The organism is Paraburkholderia sp. SG-MS1 (assembly GCF_012275575.1).
Classification (GTDB): domain Bacteria; phylum Pseudomonadota; class Gammaproteobacteria; order Burkholderiales; family Burkholderiaceae; genus Paraburkholderia.
In genome coordinates, this window is sequence record NZ_NPIH01000029.1 from 57,852 (window position 1) to 76,010 (window position 18,159).

Here is an 18,159-nt window from a genome sequence, read left to right on the forward strand (position 1 = left end):
TCACTACCTCAAACGAACTCGCGGATCGACCACGCCATACAGAACGTCGGCCACAAAATTGCCTAGCAGCACAAATACGGCACCAAACATCAGCACGCCCATGATCACGGGATAATCTCTGTAGCTGATCGAGTCCAGAAAAAGCCGCCCCATGCCTGGCCACGTAAATACCGTTTCGGCGACGAGCGCACCGCCCAGCAATGCCGGCAGATGCAGCCCGGCGATCGTGATCATGGGAAGCAGTGCATTGCGAAGTGTGTGTCCGAAAAGAATCCGCACGCGGCTCAACCCTTTCGCTCTGGCAGTGCGGATGTAGTCCTGCTCGATGACTTCAAGCATCGAAGCTCTGATGTAGCGACTCCAACTCGCCATGTTGACGATCGCAAGTACCGTCGCAGGTGCAATCAGATGCCACAGAAAATCCAGCAATGAGTGCTCGCCAATGGTCGAACGATTTCCCGCAGGCAGCCAGCCCAGCTTCACCGAGAAGAAATAGATGACGACGAAGCCGATCCAGAACGTCGGAATGGAAACAAGCACCATCGAGAGAAACGTGGTCGATATGTCAAACCACGAATAGCGATAAATCGCGCCAGCAATGCCGACGAGCCCGCCAAGCACAATCGCAACCAGCAACGCAGTACCCATGAGTTCAAGGGTTGCGCCAAGATGCGAACCAATTACAGAGAGTACCGGCTGACCATCGCGATACGACCGCCCCCAATCACCACGTGCGATATGACCGAGCCATTCAGCGTACTGAACGGGCAGCGGCTGATCTAGTCCGAGTTGATGCTCGAGTCGAGCCATATCGTCTGAATTCATTTCACCGCCGCCCATCTGGGCCATCGGTCCGCCAGGTGCCAGGTGCAGCACTCCAAATCCGATCACACTGACCAATATCAGCAACGTCGCATACTGCGCGAGACGTCGCAACGCAAATGAATCCATCCCCGACTCCGTTGCTCGAATGCATGGAATTGCCACAAGACGGGCCGCCCGGAAAAGCGGCCCGCAAACAGCAACCGAAACTGAGTTAGAACAGCTTGCGAATGCCTGCGCGGATCAGGAATTGCGATGACGAGCCGGACGAACTACCGTTAGCCGAATCGCCGATCGATGCCGTTGCATTCACAACATTGCCGAATGCATCCAAGGTATTTCCCGACGCGTGCTGATACGCGGCGGTGGTATACAGCATCGTGGTCTTGCTCAGCGAGTAAGTGCTGGAGAGCGTGAACTGCTGGTAGTGAGGACGGCTCGCGCTGCCATTCACCGATTGACCCATCGTGTAGGAATAGCCACCACCAACGGCGAACGCCGGTGTGAACTTGTACAGCGCATTGGCACCACCCGTCTGAAAGCTCAAAGCACGGCGGAACAGAGATACGGCGGATGGGCTGTAGTGCGTGTAACCGTAGTTCAAGCCAAGCGACAGAGCACCCAACTCGTATCGGCTTGCCACGTCGACGATCTGTACGCGGCGCGCACCGGCGAAGCCTGCCGTGACCGAACTGTTGAAGTTGCCCGCGCCCGATCCATTCCACGTGTTTGCGGTCGAATTGCTATTGTCCATGCGCAGGTACGCGGCCGCGATACCCCACCGTCCGACGACATACTTAAGACCGGCGCTCAACGTACTGTCGGTATTCAAAGATCCTGCTACACCACCCAGGCCGTAAAGCACTTCGCCGGACAGGCCACCGATGGTCGGCGAACGATATTTGACTGAGTTGTTGATGCGGGCGTAGTTATCGTAGTTCGAGATATCGCCTGCATATGTGCCGGAAAAGTTGCCGTAACTGATCGGTCCATATCCCTGCACGAGGTCTGTGATCGCTTCATACTGGCGCCCGAAAGACACCGAGCCATAGCTGGTGTTTCCAATACCCACGAAAGCCTGACGACTGAACGCAAGACCGCTGGACGAAAATGCACCCGTCGCAATGCTGAAGCCATTTTCGAGGTTGAAGAACGAAGTCGTGCCGCCGCCGAGATCCTCGACGCCTTTAAGGCCCCAACGCGATCCTGAGTAGCCACCGCTGTACATGCCGAAGCGCGACTCGTTCTTGTACGCCACTGGGCGCCCGGCAGCGCCCGTATTCTGTGCGACACCGACATTGTTGATGTACTGGAGACTGTCGTCAGCGATTCCGTATAGCGTTATGCTGCTTTCTGCATGTGCGGACATCGCTCCACTTGCGGCGAGAAGGCCCAGAAACATCGAGGTCTTTTTCATCTTATGTGATCCTAAATTTACTATCGTGTAATTGATCCTGACCGGCGCGTATTATTTCGCACCAGCAGCCTATTACGCGCCGCAGTTCTTGCCTGATCCGTACGCGCCCTGTTCACAACCAATGACGTGTCACCGGGAAAACTGTTTCAACCTGCTCCGGCCACACTTCGATCGCCACCACTCTCCTGACGCCTCATCGTTCACTCGGCGTTCATTATGTTGCATACAGTACGGGGCCAAAATTCCGACTGTCAAGTTTTTAAATACCCCGATGCACGTTCGCCAGGGTCGTTTCGTGACCCCCCTCGCGTCAGAGGAGTTTCAGCGCCGCTGGTGGCGAGTGTTCGCGGCAAAGGCATCCAGCGCGGCCGCAACGCCACCGGGCGAATGCGGCACACCAAGCGCGCGCATACCTAGTTCAATACAGGACAGCACGCCAAGCACCATTGCCTCGTTGAGATCGCCCATATGCCCAATCCGGAACGTTCGCGAGAACAGATCACCAAGACCGCTTGCAAGCAGCACGTTAAAGCGCTGCCTGAGCAACGCGCGCAGAGGCTCCGCGTCCCACCCCTCGGGCATTAAAATGGCCGTGACAGAGTCAGAGGCGCGGTCGGCGTCGAGGCAATATTCCTGCGGACCACCGTCGCCACTCCAGGCCCGGACTGCTGCCCGCACGCCCCTTGCGAGACGTCGGTGCCGCTCGTAGAGATTGCTCAACCCCTCTTCCTGCATCAGTCGCAGCGCCTCGCTCAATCCAAATAAAAGATTGTTAGGTGCTGTCCCGCTGAAACTGCGTTGGGCCCGGTCCAGCATCACGGACCAGTTGAAATATCCTTTAGGCGCATCAATGCTGCGATGGCGCGCCAGCGCTGCCTCGTTGACTGCAGTGAAACCAAGACCTACAGGTTGCATGAGGCCCTTCTGCGAACTGCCGATCAGGGCGTCGACCCGCCAATTGTCCATCCGCACTTCGCTACACCCGATGGACGACACCGCGTCGACAATGAACAACGCTGGATGGCCTGAGTCGTCGATCGCTTTGCGCAGTGCGGGAATCGCGACCATCACGCCTGTTGCAGTCTCGTTGTGCACGACACAGACTGCCTTGATACGGAATTCGCGATCCGCGATGAGCGTGGCACGCAAACTTTCGACGTCCACGCCACAGCGCCGGTCTGCGCGCAGATGCTCGACCTTGATCCCCACACCCGCACACAGGATGGCCCAGTCGTCGGAATGAAGCCCTGACTCGACCATCAACACGGTTTCGTCGCGCGCGATCAGGTTGCTCATCGTCCCTTCCCATGCCCCATGGCCGGAAGACGTGTACATGAAAAGGTGGTGACGAGTGCCGACCAGGCTTTTCAGCCCATTCATACAGTTCGCGTAGGCAGCGCGAAACGAAGGATCGTTGAAGTCCGTCGCGGCTCGCGCTATCGCGTTCAGCACGCTATCAGGCATGTTCGTCGGACCCGGACTGGCAAAAAGTTGTCGCCCACGACACGGAACGACCTCAAGCAACGAAGATGAATTCATGAGATGGATGCGTTAAAGCGCCCTGAGACCCTTATGAATCAGTGCGCGCAGGTGGAAATTCAAAAGCGTTCCAAGGTCACGCCGGCAACACCCGAAGTGACAACAAATTATGAACTAAAGTCTGAATCGTTCAATATATTATTGACAAATTCATTTTTGGATCACTACGATGGCTCCGACAGTAGCGACGCTATCGCCCAACGAGGTGTCGCATGACCACGGATTCAATGCCCTGTAGCCCATGCCAAAAACTCCAGACGAAAAGCCACCATTCCGGACCTCTGCCGCTCGACGTAAGCTGCTTATTGCAATCGGACTTGGCGCCGCGAGCCGCTTTATCCCGGCGGCAGCTGCAGCGACCGCTGCAAAGCCGACACCGAAGGGTCAGGTTGTGATTGGCTTCTCAAATGAGCCAACGGTCTTCAACCCACTTTTCAAAGGGTTATCCGTCGATCACGGGGTGTGGTGGAATCTGTTCAGTCCGCTCTGGCAATACGATGAAAACGGCCACCCTGTGGCGGCACTCGCGCGGGAAATCCCAGGCGTCGAAAATGGCGGCCTGTCTGCCGATGGCCTGACGTGGAAGATCAAATTGCGTGATGGCGTGAAATGGCACGACGGGCAGCCGTTCACGGCCGAGGACGTCAAGTTCACCATCGAACTTTTGCAACTTCAGGACTTTCGGGCGTCGAGTCGCATGGGACATAGTCTCGTGACCGACATCAAGGTAACGAGCCCACTGGAGCTCACGTGGAAGCTGAAGCAGCCGTTTGCACCGTACCTCTCGCTACTATCGTCGACATTCATCGTGCCGAAACACGTAGTCGGCAAGGCAGCGGACCCCAATACATCAGCGCTGAATACGGCACCGATTGGTACGGGTCCATTCCGCTGGAGCGAGCGTGTCGCTGGCGACCATCTCACTTTGGTCGCAAATCGCGACTATTTTGGATCGGGGCCACTTCTGGAGCGCCTCGTATTCAAGTATGTGCCCGATCTAACCGCCTTATTTACGCAATTCAGTTCAGGTTCGATCGACTATCTCGGCCTGCAAGGTATACCTCCCGACCAGTACACGCAGGCAAAGGCGATTGCCAACGTCGAAATACATGTGTCGCCCCTACCTGCTGTTCAGAATGTGACCTTCAACCTGGGGCATCCGGTTCTTGGCGACAAGGCCGTGCGGCAGGCCCTCTACTATGCGATGGATAAGCGCTCGATCATCGACGTGCTTTACCACGGTCTGCCGAAGGAAACCGAGTCGTACCTCCCGGATGGCAACTGGGCGTATCGCGGCGATCTGCCGAAGCATGTCTATTCACCGGACAAGGCAAAACAGATTCTCGACGAAGCGGGGTGGAAGCCCGGTCCGGACGGCATCCGCGTGAAGAACGGCCGACGCCTCGAGTTCACCAATTCGACCGTGGCGGGCAATCCTGCGCAGGAGCAGACGCAATTGCTGTTGGCACAAAGCTGGCAAGCAATTGGCGTGTCGATGAAAATCCGCAACATGCCAGGCGCAGTGATCTGGGGACCCTTCTGGTCGCAGTCGCAATTCGACAGCCTGGTTACCTACACGAACTGCACGATCGCTTCCGATCCCAATGTGATCGACCGATTCGACAGTCACTCGATCCCCGCACACGGCGGATCGGGTACCAATGTCTATCAGTTCAGGAATGCAACGGTCGATCAACTGCTTGAAGATGCTGTACGCACGGTCTCGCTCGATCAGCGCAAGAAAAATTACGCGCAGGTACAAGGCATCATGCGCGACGAGTTGGCAATGCTCCCGATGTTTCAGGTCGTCCTGATCGAAGGAAATCGCAAGGGCCTCGTGGGCTTCAAAAACAACGTGAACGTTCTATCCAACGCATGGAACGCCGCAACCTGGTACTGGAAAGCTTGAGGCGCGCGTGAACATTCAAACTCCTGAAGAAGTATGTCAACCCGATATCGAAATGGCGGCGCGTCTGTTCGAAACCCTTCGTGTCCAGGGCTTTGATGGCGTCGGCATTACTCGCGATGCGTATGGTGCGGGTGAAAACGCCGCTCACGCCCTGATGAAGGCCGAAGCCGAAAAGCTCGGCCTCGAGACGATGAGTGATTTCGCTGGCAACCTCCACATGACACTTGCCGGAAAAGACCGCACCGCACCCCGCATACTGATCGGCAGCCATCTCGACAGCGTTGCACAAGGCGGCAATTACGATGGCGCCGCTGGTGTGGTCGGCGGCCTCGCCGTAGTCGCAGGTCTCATTCGTGGCGGGTTCGTGCCGCCCGTCGATATCACGGTAATTGCCGTGCGTGCAGAGGAAAGTGGTTCGTGGTTTCCGGCCGGCTATCCCGGCAGCAAGGCGACGCTTGGTACATTGCCCGTTGAGTTGCTCGAAGCACAACGAAAGGACACACAAAGAACACTCGCCGAACATATGACTGATTGCGGATGTGACGTGGAAGCAATCCGCACGGGCCAACGGCTGTTTGGGCCGGACAACGTCGCTGCCTATCTGGAACTGCACATCGAACAGGGACCGGTGCTCGATAGCGAGGGCATTTCAGTTGGCGTCGTTACCGGCATCCCATCATCGCGCAGATTGCGCGCGGGCCGTGTGATCGGCGAATACAACCACTCGGGCGCAACACCGCGAAAGTACCGCGCGGATGCGGCGATTGCACTTGCTGAACTTGCTGTGAAGCTCGATGAGTACTGGGGCGACCTGGATGCAACAGGCAGGCAGGTCGTATGTACGTTCTGTGTACTCGAAACCACGGCAGACGCGTCGTTCACCAAGATCGCCGGCGAAGCGCGCTTTCAGCTCGACGTTCGCAGCATCGATCCCGGCACCGTTCAGGCCGTGTTCGACCGATTACACCAACTCGTGCCCGAAATCGAAGCGCGCCGGCATGTTCGCTTCGAACTCGGCGGCGAAGGTGCAAACGACGGTGTGCCCATGCATCCGCTGATCCGGCGCGATCTGATAGATGCCGCAAACGCGGCTGGTGTGCGTTGCATCGAGATGCCATCAGGCGGTGGACACGATCCAGTTGCCTTCGCGCTAGCCGGCGTTCCAGCAGGGTTGCTGTTCGTCAGCAACCAGCACGGCAGTCACAACCCGCACGAAGCCATGCGACTGGAAGATTTCGATGCGGCATGTCGCGTCATGGTTGCCTGGGTGATGCAATCTGCCGGCAAGACCTACAACTGACGCAACGCTTACGTTCAACAGGCTCATGACCATGGATACACAAGCTGCCGAAGCCTCTGAAGCAGATATCGATTCCGCACGCTGGCGCACACGTGTCGATCTCGCCGCAGCGCATCGACTAGCGGTGATGTACGGCATGCAGGAAGGTATTTTTAATCACCTCACTGCACGTGTACCGGGTACCTCCGACCGTTATTACCAGATACCTTTCGGCCTGCACTGGTCAGAAGTGAATGCCAGTTCCTTTATGGAAGTCGGGTATGACGGCAAGGTTTTAGCAGGTAGTGGTGACGTCGAGCCTTCGGCATTCGGCATTCACGCACCCATTCATCAATCGATTGCGCACGCAGACGCGGTTTTTCATACACACATGCCTTTCGCTGCCGCGATGAGTCGCCTTGATGATTCGCGCATTCGCCCGATTGGACAGACTGAATTGAGTGTCATGCGTCATCTCGTCTACGATACCGATTATCACGGTCCCGCGACGGATACTGGCGAGGGCCATCGCCTTGTCGCGCTGCTAGAAGCGAATCCCGGCAAGACGATCGTAGCCATGGCCAATCATGGCATTCTCACGCTGGGATCCATCGCACACGCATTCGATCGTCTTTATTATTTCGAGCGCGTCGCCCAGGTTCAACTGTACGCCCTATGGACTGGCGAAAAGTTGAAGCACCTGAATCAGACCGTCATCGACCGGGCAAACGAGGGCTATAAATCGAGCGGTGGCCGTATCGGCAACAAAACGTGGGCTGAACATCATTTCGACGCGCTCAAGCGAATCCTCGATCGTCGCGAACCCGACTATCGCGCATGAATCTCACCATTGGTTTCGCTCATAAGAGTTATCAACTCGCCGAAGAGTATCGTTCCCGAGATCACGGCGGCGAGATACTCTGTGCTCGCACAGTCGAGGAACTCGATTCACTGATCGACCGCGTCGACGTTTTGTGCACGTCCGGTCTATGGCGCCCAGCAATGTTAGCGAAGGCGACTAAATTGCGTTTCATCCAGGCATCAAGCTCTGGCGTAGAACAGTTCGATTCGTCCGCATTGAAAGCGCGAGGCGTCCGCTTATGCAACGCGAGGGGTGTCAACGCGAACTCCGTTGCTGAACATGGCATGGCGCTGATGCTCTCTGCCGTGCGCCAGTTGGCGCTCGCACGTGATCGGCAAAAGAAGCAGGTGTGGCGGCCGCTCATCGCAGCTCGATCGCGTCGCGAGGGAGAGCTTCGTGGGAAGACACTCGCAATAGTCGGAAAAGGATCGATTGGATCACACCTCGGCTCGCTCGCAGAAGCTTTCGGTATGAAAGTCATTTTCGTGCGCCGCACCGAATCGCATATCAACATATCGTCAGTCATCGATCGCGAAGGGCTCCACGAAGCACTGGGCCTGGCAGATTTCGTCTGTTTGACATGTGCATTAACCGACGATACTCGCCGACTAATCGGCGCGCACGCGTTGGCGTCAATGCGTCCGAACGCGTGGCTCATCAATCTCGCCCGCGGCGCTTTAGTCGACGAATCTGCGCTATTGGCGGCTCTGGATAGCGGCACGATAGCCGGCGCAGCGCTCGATTGTTTCGTCGAGGAGCCTCTTGCCGTGGATTCGTCTTTCTGGCTGCGAGACAACGTGATTGTCACTCCTCACTCCGCAGGAGAGACCAACGGCTTTGAACATCGTTTTATCGACCTTCTCGAAGACAATCTCAAGCGGTATGCAACCTCGCTTCCTTTAGTCAATGAAATCATTACCTGAATCAGGTGCCAATTTCTGTAGATCAGCACATCGCCATAAAATATGAATGATCACGCCCTTCTCACGTCATCGCTAGAATTGCTGGAAGCACTCGTTGAATTCGATACGACCAGCCGGAATTCGAATCTCGAACTCATCGAATTCGTTCAAAATTACCTTCAGCAATTTGGAATCGCATCCTCGCTGACCTTCGACGAAACGGGTAATAAAGCGAATCTATACGCCACAATCGGTCCATGCGATCGTGGCGGCTTGTGCTTTTCCGGGCACACAGATGTCGTGCCTGCAGACGGTCAACCGTGGACCGTCCCACCGTTCGCCCTCACACGCCGCCCCGGACGCGTGCTGGGACGTGGCACTGCAGACATGAAAGGATTTATCGCTGCTGTGCTCGCGAGTGTGCCGGCCTTCGTCGATATTGCCCAAGAAGTGCCGATTCATCTGGCTTTCAGCTACGACGAAGAAGTAGGTTGCAAAGGTGTGCACGGGCTTCTCAGCGAATTGAACAGGTCTCCATTCAAGCCACATGCGTGCGTTATCGGCGAGCCTACTCATATGCGAGTCGCCGTGGCGCACAAAGGCAAACTTGCGTACCGCTGTTGCGTCAAAGGCCTTGCCGGGCACTCCGCGCTGACGCATCTCGGCGTCAACGCGGCAGATTTCGCAGCGGAGATAGCAGTCTTTCTACGCCGCACCGCAACCGCAATCCGCAATGACGGCAAACAGGACACACGCTTCATACCGCCATATTCGACCGTCCACACCGGTCGACTTCAAGGAGGCATCGCGCTTAACGTCATCCCCGACCACGCCGAACTCGACTTCGAGATCAGAAATTTACCGGGAGAAAATGTCGACGCAATTGTTGAGGCTGTGCGTCGTCACGCGCATTCGACACTTGAACCTGAGATGCAAACAGTTTCGCGCGATACATCCATTGTATTCACTGAACTGCTTGCCTATCCGGCATTGCGGGACATGTCGGACGAAAATCCCAGGGCTGCGTGGCTCAAGCAGATTGCGAAACGACTTCTTGGCCTGGAATCCGAAAACACGTTGTCGTTCGGCACCGAAGGTGGCCTGTTCCAGAACATTGGCATACCGACCATCGTATGCGGACCAGGCTCGATTACCGACGCGCATAAGGCCGACGAATATATAGAGGTCGATCAGCTTGCCCAGTGCCTTGAGTTCATTGGGAAACTCGCTGCAGCGGTACAAACCAGCTCGCCTGACTTCCTGACTGGCCGCCCACTAGCCGAGTGACAGTCAGTCCTGCTGCAAGATCTAATTTTTTCGTGCAAGTGCACACTCCTCTCTGACAAACTGAAGAACCACGATGCCGATTCACCATATCAAACAGACAGTTCGAGAACAGTTGGCGTCTTTAGGCCCTGTAGCAATTCCGCTTAGCACGGAGCCATTCGAAACGCGCGGTATTAGCGTTGAAATCCCTGGCCGCGAGAAGGTCGATACTGGCGTATGGGAATGCGAGCCGGGTCAATCACAACGCACAGTAGAGGGAGCCGAGATCGTTCATATCCTCGCGGGCGACGCAATTTTCACCAGCGATGACGGCCAGATCGTCCACATGCGAACCGGCGACACCCTTTTCTTCCCGCCAATGACAATGGGCGTGTGGGAGATTCGCGAGACCTTACGCAAAGTCTATGTGATCCTGTGACACGCCGTAATGGCAAAGGCTCGTGGTACTCGATCCGACGGGCAAGCAGTAGCACCTCGACCACCATCAATAGACTCGAATGGCGGACCGTCGTAAGTTGTCCGCCCTAACCGACTGATCGTCAGTCGAAAACTACGCAAGCGGCGGCCAGGTCCTCGAGAGCCGTTCCAACAGCCTTGAAGACCATTATTTCAGCGCGCGACTGTCGCCCCGCATGTTCTTTGCGGCAAAGCTGCGCAAGGCGTGCTTTGACGAGTTGCGGCGAGAAAACGCCAGCGTTGATGGGCTCAAGCAAGTCTCCAGCCTTCATCAGTGTCTCGTCCGTATCAATGAAAACCTACGTGTCGACATAACAGCCGTTGTCGCTTTCGCGCATGGTCGGCGTGAAACCACCGATCAGATCCAGATGCGTGCCTGGTTGCAACCAATTGCCCAGAATAAGCGGGCTGGTAGCCAGGGTAGAGCAGGAAACGATGTCGGCCTGGACAACAGACGCCTCCGGATCGGTTACGACTGTTGCTTCATAGCCGTTGCGACGCAGATTTTCCATCGCGATCGTGGTCCGGTTGAGACCATTCCGCAAAACCTGACCGCCAATCTGCGCCTCGCACACCACGTGATTCCTGCTATCGCGAAAGCCCGGGTCGCGCGCATCTGGCTTGGACTCGAATCGGAAACCGCCGACGCCATGCTGATGATCGGCGCCCTGCCCGGCCTCAATAACGCCTATGTCATCGGCTGCGTCCAATCCGGTTAGGTGCGCCCAAGCGCGCCGCGAATGACCGACCGAAACTCAAATCCATCTCGCGCAAGAAATGAATCGACGTCGCAAAACCCACCGCGGCCTGCCGCGCCGCGTGCAGGCCAAACACGGCGCGTACTACTTTTTCGCACCCGCGCCGCTGCGTAATCCATGGACGGGCAAGACGCAGACATGGATTCGACTCTGCTCGATCGCGGACGGCGAGCCGGTGATGTATTCGAAGCTGGGCGGGTTGATGGGCGGTCGCAGCCTCGTCGACGGCACCATGCCGAGGCTGTGCGCCGACAGGAAGGACCGCAAGCTCGACCGGTTCAGCGAGGAGGTTCAGAAGGAATTCCGCCGCATGGCCGACGTGATCGCTGCCGCATTCGACGAGTACGCCGTCGCCCGAGTCACGACCAAGGATTGCGCCGACTTCCTGCGCGACAACTTCCGCACGAAACGCAACACCGCGCAGAAGTACGCGAACGTGATGCGCAAAATGTTCAAGCTCGCGATCAGTGAGCGCGGCTTCCGGCCAGACAACCCGTGCGACCGGCTCGATCTGTCCGACTATGCAACGAAGCGCCGCGAGGTGCTGCCGCCCCACGAAGCTATCAAGGCGATTCGCGAGGCGGCATCGATCGGCAAGGACGGACTGCCCACCGAGTCGGGCCTGATGTTCCGGTGCATCGTCGACATGTCCTATCTCATGTGGCAGCGAGCCATCGACGTGCGCACGCTGCTTGAAACGCAGATCACCGACAGGACGATCGCTTCAAGCCATCGAAGACGGCCGCCACGAGCGGCAAGGTGCTCGACGTTGACATCACGCCGCAGATCCGTGCAGTGATCGACCGCGCGAAGGCGATCAAGAAGAAGTATTTGATCATCAGCCCGTACCTGTTGCCCACACAGAAGGGCGGAACGTATTCGAAGACCGGACTTCATTCGATGTGGCGCCGCCCGAAGGATCGCGCCAACGTGACCGACGGCATCCAGTTCAAAGACCTGCGCGCCCTCGGCGCAACGGATGCGGCTAAGGCCGGAAAGGGCCGTGCGAAGATCCAGACGCGCCTCGCGCACACGACCGGAAAGACGACGGAAATCTACATCAAGGAGGCGAGTCCGGAGACGTCATCGCTCGACTTGAAGCTGTCGTGGTGACTCTCGGAGTTTTAGACAAACATCTAATATTTTGTCTTCTAAAAGGCACTGTGCGAACGCACAGTGAGGCGGGAAATGAAAAAGCCGCAACGCCTTACGGCGTGCGGCTTTGATCTTGGTCGGGGCGAGAGGATTTGAACCTCCTACCACCTGCACCCCATAAAGTTATATTTTCATTCCACTACATTCGTATAAATCCCACGAAGTAGCGTAGAATCCTTGTCCAGCAAGCCGTACAGCGATTTTGATGTCTCAAATTGTTCCACCTGATTTGCGGACAGCCAGAAATTCTGTTGGGGTCAATGTTGGGGTCAAGGATGCCGAAACTTACGATTAACGAACTGAAGTCACTGAAAACGGGCGACGTTGGGCGCACCGTTCGAGACGATGGCGGGCTGTGGGGCAAGGTCCGCAATGCGCGCGATGGTGTGTCCGTCACCTTCTGGTATCGCTACCGATGGCAGACCAAGACGCGCGATACGGCGTGCGGCACATGGCCCGCTCTCAGCCTGCCCGCGATCCGTGCGGCGCGCGATACGGCGCGCGACCTTGTAGCGCAAGGCATCGACCCGAACGAGCGGCGCAGCGCCGATAAGGTCGAAAGACAGGTAGCCGAGGCAAGCCGTGCGGCATCGCTCGAAGAGCAAATGGCCCGCATGACCGTTAATCAGCTATTCACGCGGTGGCACAAGCTCGAATTATCGAAGCGAAAGGACGAAGGCGCGGAGACCAAGCGCGGCTTTGACAAGGACGTTTTGCCTGCTATTGGCGAGCGGCACGCAGATAGCATCAAGCGCGCAGACATTATAGCGGTGCTCGACGGCGTGACGGAGCGCGGCGCTAATCGCCTGGCGAATCGCATGCTGTCCGAGTTGAGGCAGATGTTCGGCTTCGCGCTTGTACGCGACATAGTTAGCGCCGATCCAACGCACCGCATTGCAAAGCGCGATGTAGGCGGCAAGGATGTAGAGCGGGAGCGCGTTCTCAGTGAAACGGAACTGCGCGCCCTGCCCGCCGCCCTCGCCTCCGCGAACCTCCTCAAATCGACACAGCACGCTATCTGGATTATGGCCGCGACCGGCGCGCGCATTGGTGAAGTAACGCACGCACGGCGCACGGACCTAGACTTCGAAGCGGCTACGTGGACCATTCCGAAAGAGCACGCAAAGAATGGGCGCGAGCATGTGGTGTACCTGTCGGAATTCGCGCAGCGCCACTTCGAGGCATTGCTTGCGCTATCGGACGATGAAAAGTGGATCATGCCCGCACGGCGTGGCGAGGGGGCTGTGTGCTCCAAGAGCATGACGAAGCAAATTGAGGATCGCCAACTGAGTCACTTCAAGCGCGAGGCTCACACGAACCGTACAGCGCACGGCCACGCATTAGAGATGGCGGGCGGCAAGTGGACGCCTCATGACCTCCGCCGAACAGCCGGGACGCTGATGGGCGAACTAGGCGTAGACAGCGACGTGATTATCAAGTGCCTCAACCAGACCGAGGAACACAAGGTTAAGCGCATCTATCAGCGTAGCGTCCGGCTCAATGACCAGATTGAGGCGTGGCGACTTCTGGGTGAGCGGCTAGACCTGTTGACTCGCGCTCGCGATGAGGCGGTGCAAATATTGGTCGGCATCGAGCCCTTTCAGCCTTGGCATGGTCCGATGAGAAGTCGGTATCTACCTCACGCCTTCGATGGAAAGCATGCGAGCCGCAAGACGATGGATAAGCGCACGCGGGATGATAGCTTTGATGAAGATATTGAGATCGCAGAATGGCAGTTGAGGGGTGCTCGATACGCTGAACCCCGGAGCCTGAAGGACTGGCTCAAATGTGCAGAAGAGCGCGGCGTTGATGTACCGTGGCGGCAGTGGCACGAGTCGCGCGAGCAGCGCATCGACAAGTGGTGGCATTCTGGGGTCACGCTTGAGGCTGTTTTCGAAATCGCAAGGACTATTAAGCCGAACGGTAACGGCCCATACAAAGGCAAGGTCTCAGTAGATAAAGTGGCAGTTCGACTTGCGCAGAAGATCAATGATTCGCTCCGACCGAGGGGTGTAAAGCCCATCGGCTATAAGAGCGTCAAGGACCTGATGGAGACCGAAAAGATGCACGAGGCGATCAGAAGTCTATAGAAACTAAATAAATTAGTTTCACACGCCTAAATTTCCAATAAAACGCCCGCTGCATAAGGCTTTCCGGCCTGTTGGAAAGTTTGACGGCACCCGAATTTCCAACTGAAGTAGAGCCATGTTTAACAACGTCTCAGGGCAGACAAACATGGCTACTAAAGTCAAACAGGGTGTCAGTGGCACCCGCATCCTTCGCCTTCCCGCCGTTCTCGAAAAGACTGGCGATTGCCGCTCGGGCATCTATCGAAAGATGGCCGAGGGCACTTTCCCGCGATCCGTCTCAATCGGTGCGCGCGCTATCGGCTGGCTTGAGTCCGATGTAGACGCGTACATCGCTCAACGCCCGCTTACCCGCCCCTCCATTGGTCTGTAACGGGAGGCAACCATGACCATTCGAGTTAAAGCGATCCCGCGCGATGGGATGCAGATTCTCATTAGCGACTTCGCGCGCCGATTCGTGGAGGCGGGCAACAGTAAAGGCAATGAGGCGTGGATGGCGCGCTCTATCAGCGTGACGCTAAGACAGCACGGCTGCCTGAATGCCTACGTTAGCGCCGATGAGTTCTCTCGTGCATGCGCTGAGGCGCGCGGAGAGAAGCCATGAAAAACACCTTGCCGAACAGTGCAAAGGAACTCGCTATCTGTTGGCTTGCGATATTGGCCGCAGTGGAGTCCGAGATCGACAAACCGTATCGAATGATCGCGGCACTAACCGAATTTCTTCGGCGCGAAGGTTATTCGAATCCCGAGATTGACACGGATTTCTTCATCGCGACATACAAAGCGGCGGGAGGCAAAAATGCCTAATGGCCTCGACCGAAAAAAGATGTTCCGCATTCCGCGCGAAGGGCACCTTGAAACTTGCGAGTGCAAGCGATGCCGCAGCAGGCGTAAGGCCCGCATGCCTGATCCATCGTTGTTCACACTGAACGAGACGCGGCGACTCCTCGCAGATGCGGGAATAGCTATCGAGTCTATCCAGACTATCGAGTGCATTCAGTTTGGCCGCATGGTGCGTTACCGGCGAGCAGACGTAGCGCGGTTAATCAAGGCGTTGAGAGCATCCGGGGACTGACTGAAATGAACGAGACCGCACAAAAAGAAGGGGCCGCCGAGAGACAGGCAGGGCGGCCCAAAGATACAGCGATGAAGAGAATGCAGGATAGCACGATGCTACAGGCGGCTTTGCTGTACGCGGGCGAGGGGCTATTCGTGTTTCCGGTCAACTCCATCGGGAGCGATGGCAAATGCACCTGTAGCGACGGTGCAAATTGCCGCACGCCCGGCAAGCATCCTTTCATCAGCAATTGGCAGCACAAAGCGACCCGCGATGCTGACACGATCCGCCAATGGTTTCGCAAACATCCGCACGCAAACATTGCCTGTCACGTAGGCAAGTCAGGCTTGGCGGTTATCGACGTTGATCCGCGTAATGGCGGGGAAGCGAGCTTTGAACAGCTACAGCGCGAGCATGGCCCGATAGCATCGGAAATGGAGTCTCTGACGGGCGGCGGCGGGAAGCATTTTTTCTTTCGCGCTCCCGTAGACGCTCACCTTCCGGCGAAGTTGGCAGACGGTATCGACCTTCAGCGTGGCGACAAGTATGTTGTTCTCCCGCCCTCGTTGCATGCGTCCGGCAAGTTCTATGCGTGGGCGAGCGGTAAGGGTATCGACGGCCGATGCATGCTCGAAGATTTGCCCGGATGGTGTGCGAAGGGGCCGAGGTTAAAAGTGGTGAAAGCCGTTGCGGACGATGGTCTCGATGATGATGACGAGTTCGGCCCGGAGCTTCGAGCTATCAACATGCGCCGTGCAGAGGATCAGGAGCGAGACTTGCCGCGTGTGAAGAGCGCGCTGAAGGTCATCCCGGCTGATGACAGGGAGACATGGCTGAAAGTTGGCGCTGCGCTCGAAGAAGACTTTGGCGAGGACGGCCGGGAGTTGTGGGACGAGTGGGCGCAGACGTCCACCAAATACGATGGCGGCGATCAGGAGCGGACGTGGAGCGGCTTCGCGAGCAGACCGGGCGGCGTCACCATCGCGACTATTTTCCGCCTCGCGAAAGAGCATGGATGGAAAGAGGCGCGCGCGGAAGTTACTTCCAATGTCACAGGCCCGGATACAGGCGGTGACGTTTCGAATGGCAGGCGGTTCGCAGCCAACTATCGCGGCGGGATGCTCTATGTGTACTCTGAGCGCGCGTGGTTCAAGTGGCGCGGAGGGCGGTGGGCTCGGTGCGAATTGGGGGAGGAGCTTCAGGCCGCCAAGGCGGTTGCCGATCAAATGCTGCGGCATACCGGCACAGCGTTCTCTAACGACCCTACTGACTCGAATCGACGAGCCTATCAACAAGCGCTATCAGTTCATCGCTCGATGGCGAGATTGAACGCGATGCTTGAGGCGGCAGCGGCTGAGCCGGAAATGAGTATCGCAAACATCAGCAGGATGGACGCACGCCCCGAGATGCTTTGCGTTGAAAACGGAGATGTAGACCTCCGCACTAGCGAACTGTTAGCTCCTGATCCGACTCGACTGATGTCCCGGCAAGCTCGTGCTTCGTACGTTCTAAACGCGACGTGTGATCGATGGCTTCGTTTTCTGCGTGACATCAGTGATGGCGACTCCGACGTTGAAGAGTTTTTGCAGAGGTTTTTTGGCTACGCGCTGACCGGCTATGTGTCCGAGGAGAAGATGCTCTACGTGTGGGGGCCGGGAGGCAATGGAAAGAGCATTCTCGCGAACGTCATTTTTGGCGTTTTTGGGGAGTATGCGGTAACCGTCGGTCACGAACTATTGATCAAAAAACAGAACGACAGCGAGGCTCGACATTTGATCAACCGGCTACCGGGTGCGCGCGTTGCATTCGCTAACGAAGTTCCGAAGGGGGCGACGTTCAACGGGCAACGATTGAAGGAAATCACTTCCCACGACCCGATTGCAGCGCGTGAGCACCACGGCAAATACTACAGCTTTAATCCGACGCACACGATGGTACTGCGTGGCAACTATCACCTTGCGGCGCATGACACAGATGATGGTTTCTGGGCTCGAATAATTCTATTGGAGTTAAAGCGGAGGTTTCGAGGGGTCTCGGGAGTCGAGGTCAAAGACTTGCACGAGGTAATTCTCGCCAAGGAACGCGACGGCGTTCTCATGTGGTTGATTGAAGGCGCGAGGAAGTATCTGAAGGATCGGGACCTCCGCGTTCCCTCTGCAATGGTGAGCGCGGTGAACCAGTACCGCAGCGAAAGCGACGTTCTAGGCCTTTGGTTCGAGGAGGAGTGTGAAATGGCGTCAGGCGAGCGAGAGGAGGCGTCCATGGCCTTTGCGCGATACGAGAGATACATGCGGGCGTCCAATCTAAAGCCGCAAGCGCGGCCAGCTTTTACGCGCGAGATGAAGAGCCGGGGTCACGGCATCCAGAAGAGCAACGGGAGGACGTTTTTGCTCGGGTTTCGCTTCCGTGCGGATCGGCCTGAGTTTGATGAGACGGAGGGGTTGTAGATCGAAAAGTGCTCGGAGTGCTCAAAGTGACTGTTTTTACTATTTTTCTCTATAAAGAGTTGAAAAAGAAAAAATAGTGAAAAAGGGGGTTTCGGAGCACTCCGAGCACTTTTCAGCACCCTCGAACTCGGGAAAGAACCTTGGAAGTGCTTCCAAAAGCGGAATTGCGGCGTGCCTTGATG

The 18,159-nt window shown here is 56.9% G+C and carries 16 protein-coding genes and 1 pseudogene; 13 read left to right on the plus strand and 4 right to left on the minus strand.

Features of this window, described 5'->3' with window-relative positions:
• Positions 1–3: 3 nt before the first annotated feature.
• From CIC12_RS02455 to CIC12_RS02465, 3 genes are all read right to left on the minus strand, one after another.
• Entirely contained in the window at positions 4–951 is a 948-nt protein-coding gene (locus tag CIC12_RS02455; RefSeq protein WP_168661832.1) for an ABC transporter permease, read from the minus strand.
• 85 nt (positions 952–1,036) lie between these two features.
• Positions 1,037–2,239 carry a porin gene (locus CIC12_RS02460; protein WP_168661834.1) on the minus strand — a complete coding sequence of 401 codons (1,203 nt, stop codon included), beginning with the start codon at positions 2,237–2,239 and terminating at the stop codon, positions 1,037–1,039.
• 321 nt (positions 2,240–2,560) lie between these two features.
• A complete protein-coding gene (locus tag CIC12_RS02465; RefSeq protein WP_168661836.1) occupies positions 2,561–3,778 on the minus strand; it encodes a pyridoxal-phosphate-dependent aminotransferase family protein in 1,218 nt (405 codons plus the stop codon).
• A 241-nt stretch (positions 3,779–4,019) separates the two neighbouring features.
• On the opposite strand from CIC12_RS02465, the gene CIC12_RS02470 reads away from it, so the two are divergent.
• The 6 genes from CIC12_RS02470 to CIC12_RS02495 all read left to right on the plus strand — a co-directional run bounded on the left by CIC12_RS02470 (position 4,020) and on the right by CIC12_RS02495 (position 10,435).
• Positions 4,020–5,687, plus strand: coding sequence for a peptide ABC transporter substrate-binding protein (locus CIC12_RS02470; protein ID WP_168661838.1), 1,668 nt, complete (start codon positions 4,020–4,022; stop codon positions 5,685–5,687).
• A gap of 7 nt (positions 5,688–5,694) precedes the next feature.
• Positions 5,695–6,987, plus strand: coding sequence for a hydantoinase/carbamoylase family amidase (locus CIC12_RS02475; RefSeq protein ID WP_202984858.1), 1,293 nt, complete (start codon positions 5,695–5,697; stop codon positions 6,985–6,987).
• 31 nt (positions 6,988–7,018) lie between these two features.
• A complete protein-coding gene (locus CIC12_RS02480) occupies positions 7,019–7,807 on the plus strand; it encodes a class II aldolase/adducin family protein (protein WP_168661840.1) in 789 nt (262 codons plus the stop codon).
• Positions 7,804–8,751 (plus strand): D-2-hydroxyacid dehydrogenase, encoded by a 948-nt coding sequence (locus CIC12_RS02485; protein WP_168661843.1) that lies wholly within the window; start codon positions 7,804–7,806, stop codon positions 8,749–8,751. Before CIC12_RS02480 ends, CIC12_RS02485 begins: the two co-directional genes overlap by 4 nt.
• A 42-nt stretch (positions 8,752–8,793) precedes the next feature.
• Positions 8,794–10,017, plus strand: coding sequence for an acetylornithine deacetylase (gene argE / locus CIC12_RS02490; protein ID WP_168661845.1), 1,224 nt, complete (start codon positions 8,794–8,796; stop codon positions 10,015–10,017).
• Positions 10,018–10,090: 73 nt separating this feature from the next.
• A complete protein-coding gene (locus CIC12_RS02495) occupies positions 10,091–10,435 on the plus strand; it encodes a cupin domain-containing protein (RefSeq protein ID WP_168661847.1) in 345 nt (114 codons plus the stop codon).
• Between the two features lie 121 nt (positions 10,436–10,556).
• Here the strand turns inward: CIC12_RS02495 and CIC12_RS02500 are convergent.
• Positions 10,557–10,985 (minus strand): annotated as a pseudogene (locus CIC12_RS02500) (hypothetical protein).
• Positions 10,986–11,250: 265 nt separating this feature from the next.
• Here CIC12_RS02500 and CIC12_RS02510 point away from each other — a divergent pair.
• The 7 genes from CIC12_RS02510 (at position 11,251) to CIC12_RS02540 (ending at position 17,977) form a co-directional block, all read left to right on the plus strand.
• Positions 11,251–12,030 (plus strand): hypothetical protein, encoded by a 780-nt coding sequence (locus tag CIC12_RS02510; protein ID WP_168661849.1) that lies wholly within the window; start codon positions 11,251–11,253, stop codon positions 12,028–12,030.
• On the plus strand, positions 11,991–12,344 hold the full coding sequence (locus CIC12_RS02515) for a tyrosine-type recombinase/integrase (RefSeq protein ID WP_168661852.1): 354 nt from the start codon (positions 11,991–11,993) through the stop codon (positions 12,342–12,344). The genes CIC12_RS02510 and CIC12_RS02515 overlap by 40 nt, the downstream gene beginning before the upstream one ends.
• Positions 12,345–12,661: 317 nt before the next feature.
• Positions 12,662–14,476 (plus strand): tyrosine-type recombinase/integrase, encoded by a 1,815-nt coding sequence (locus tag CIC12_RS02520; RefSeq protein WP_168661854.1) that lies wholly within the window; start codon positions 12,662–12,664, stop codon positions 14,474–14,476.
• Positions 14,477–14,591: 115 nt separating this feature from the next.
• Entirely contained in the window at positions 14,592–14,846 is a 255-nt protein-coding gene (locus CIC12_RS02525; protein ID WP_238812325.1) for an AlpA family transcriptional regulator, read from the plus strand.
• Between the two features lie 12 nt (positions 14,847–14,858).
• Positions 14,859–15,077: a hypothetical protein gene (locus tag CIC12_RS02530; RefSeq protein WP_168661858.1), complete on the plus strand. Its 219-nt coding sequence runs from the start codon at positions 14,859–14,861 to the stop codon at positions 15,075–15,077.
• The gene (locus CIC12_RS02535; RefSeq protein WP_168661860.1) at positions 15,074–15,280 is read left to right on the plus strand and encodes a hypothetical protein; all 207 of its coding nucleotides are present in this window, start codon (positions 15,074–15,076) and stop codon (positions 15,278–15,280) included. Before CIC12_RS02530 ends, CIC12_RS02535 begins: the two co-directional genes overlap by 4 nt.
• 273 nt (positions 15,281–15,553) lie before the next feature.
• Positions 15,554–17,977, plus strand: coding sequence for a phage/plasmid primase, P4 family (locus CIC12_RS02540; protein ID WP_168661862.1), 2,424 nt, complete (start codon positions 15,554–15,556; stop codon positions 17,975–17,977).
• Positions 17,978–18,159 lie beyond the last annotated feature (182 nt).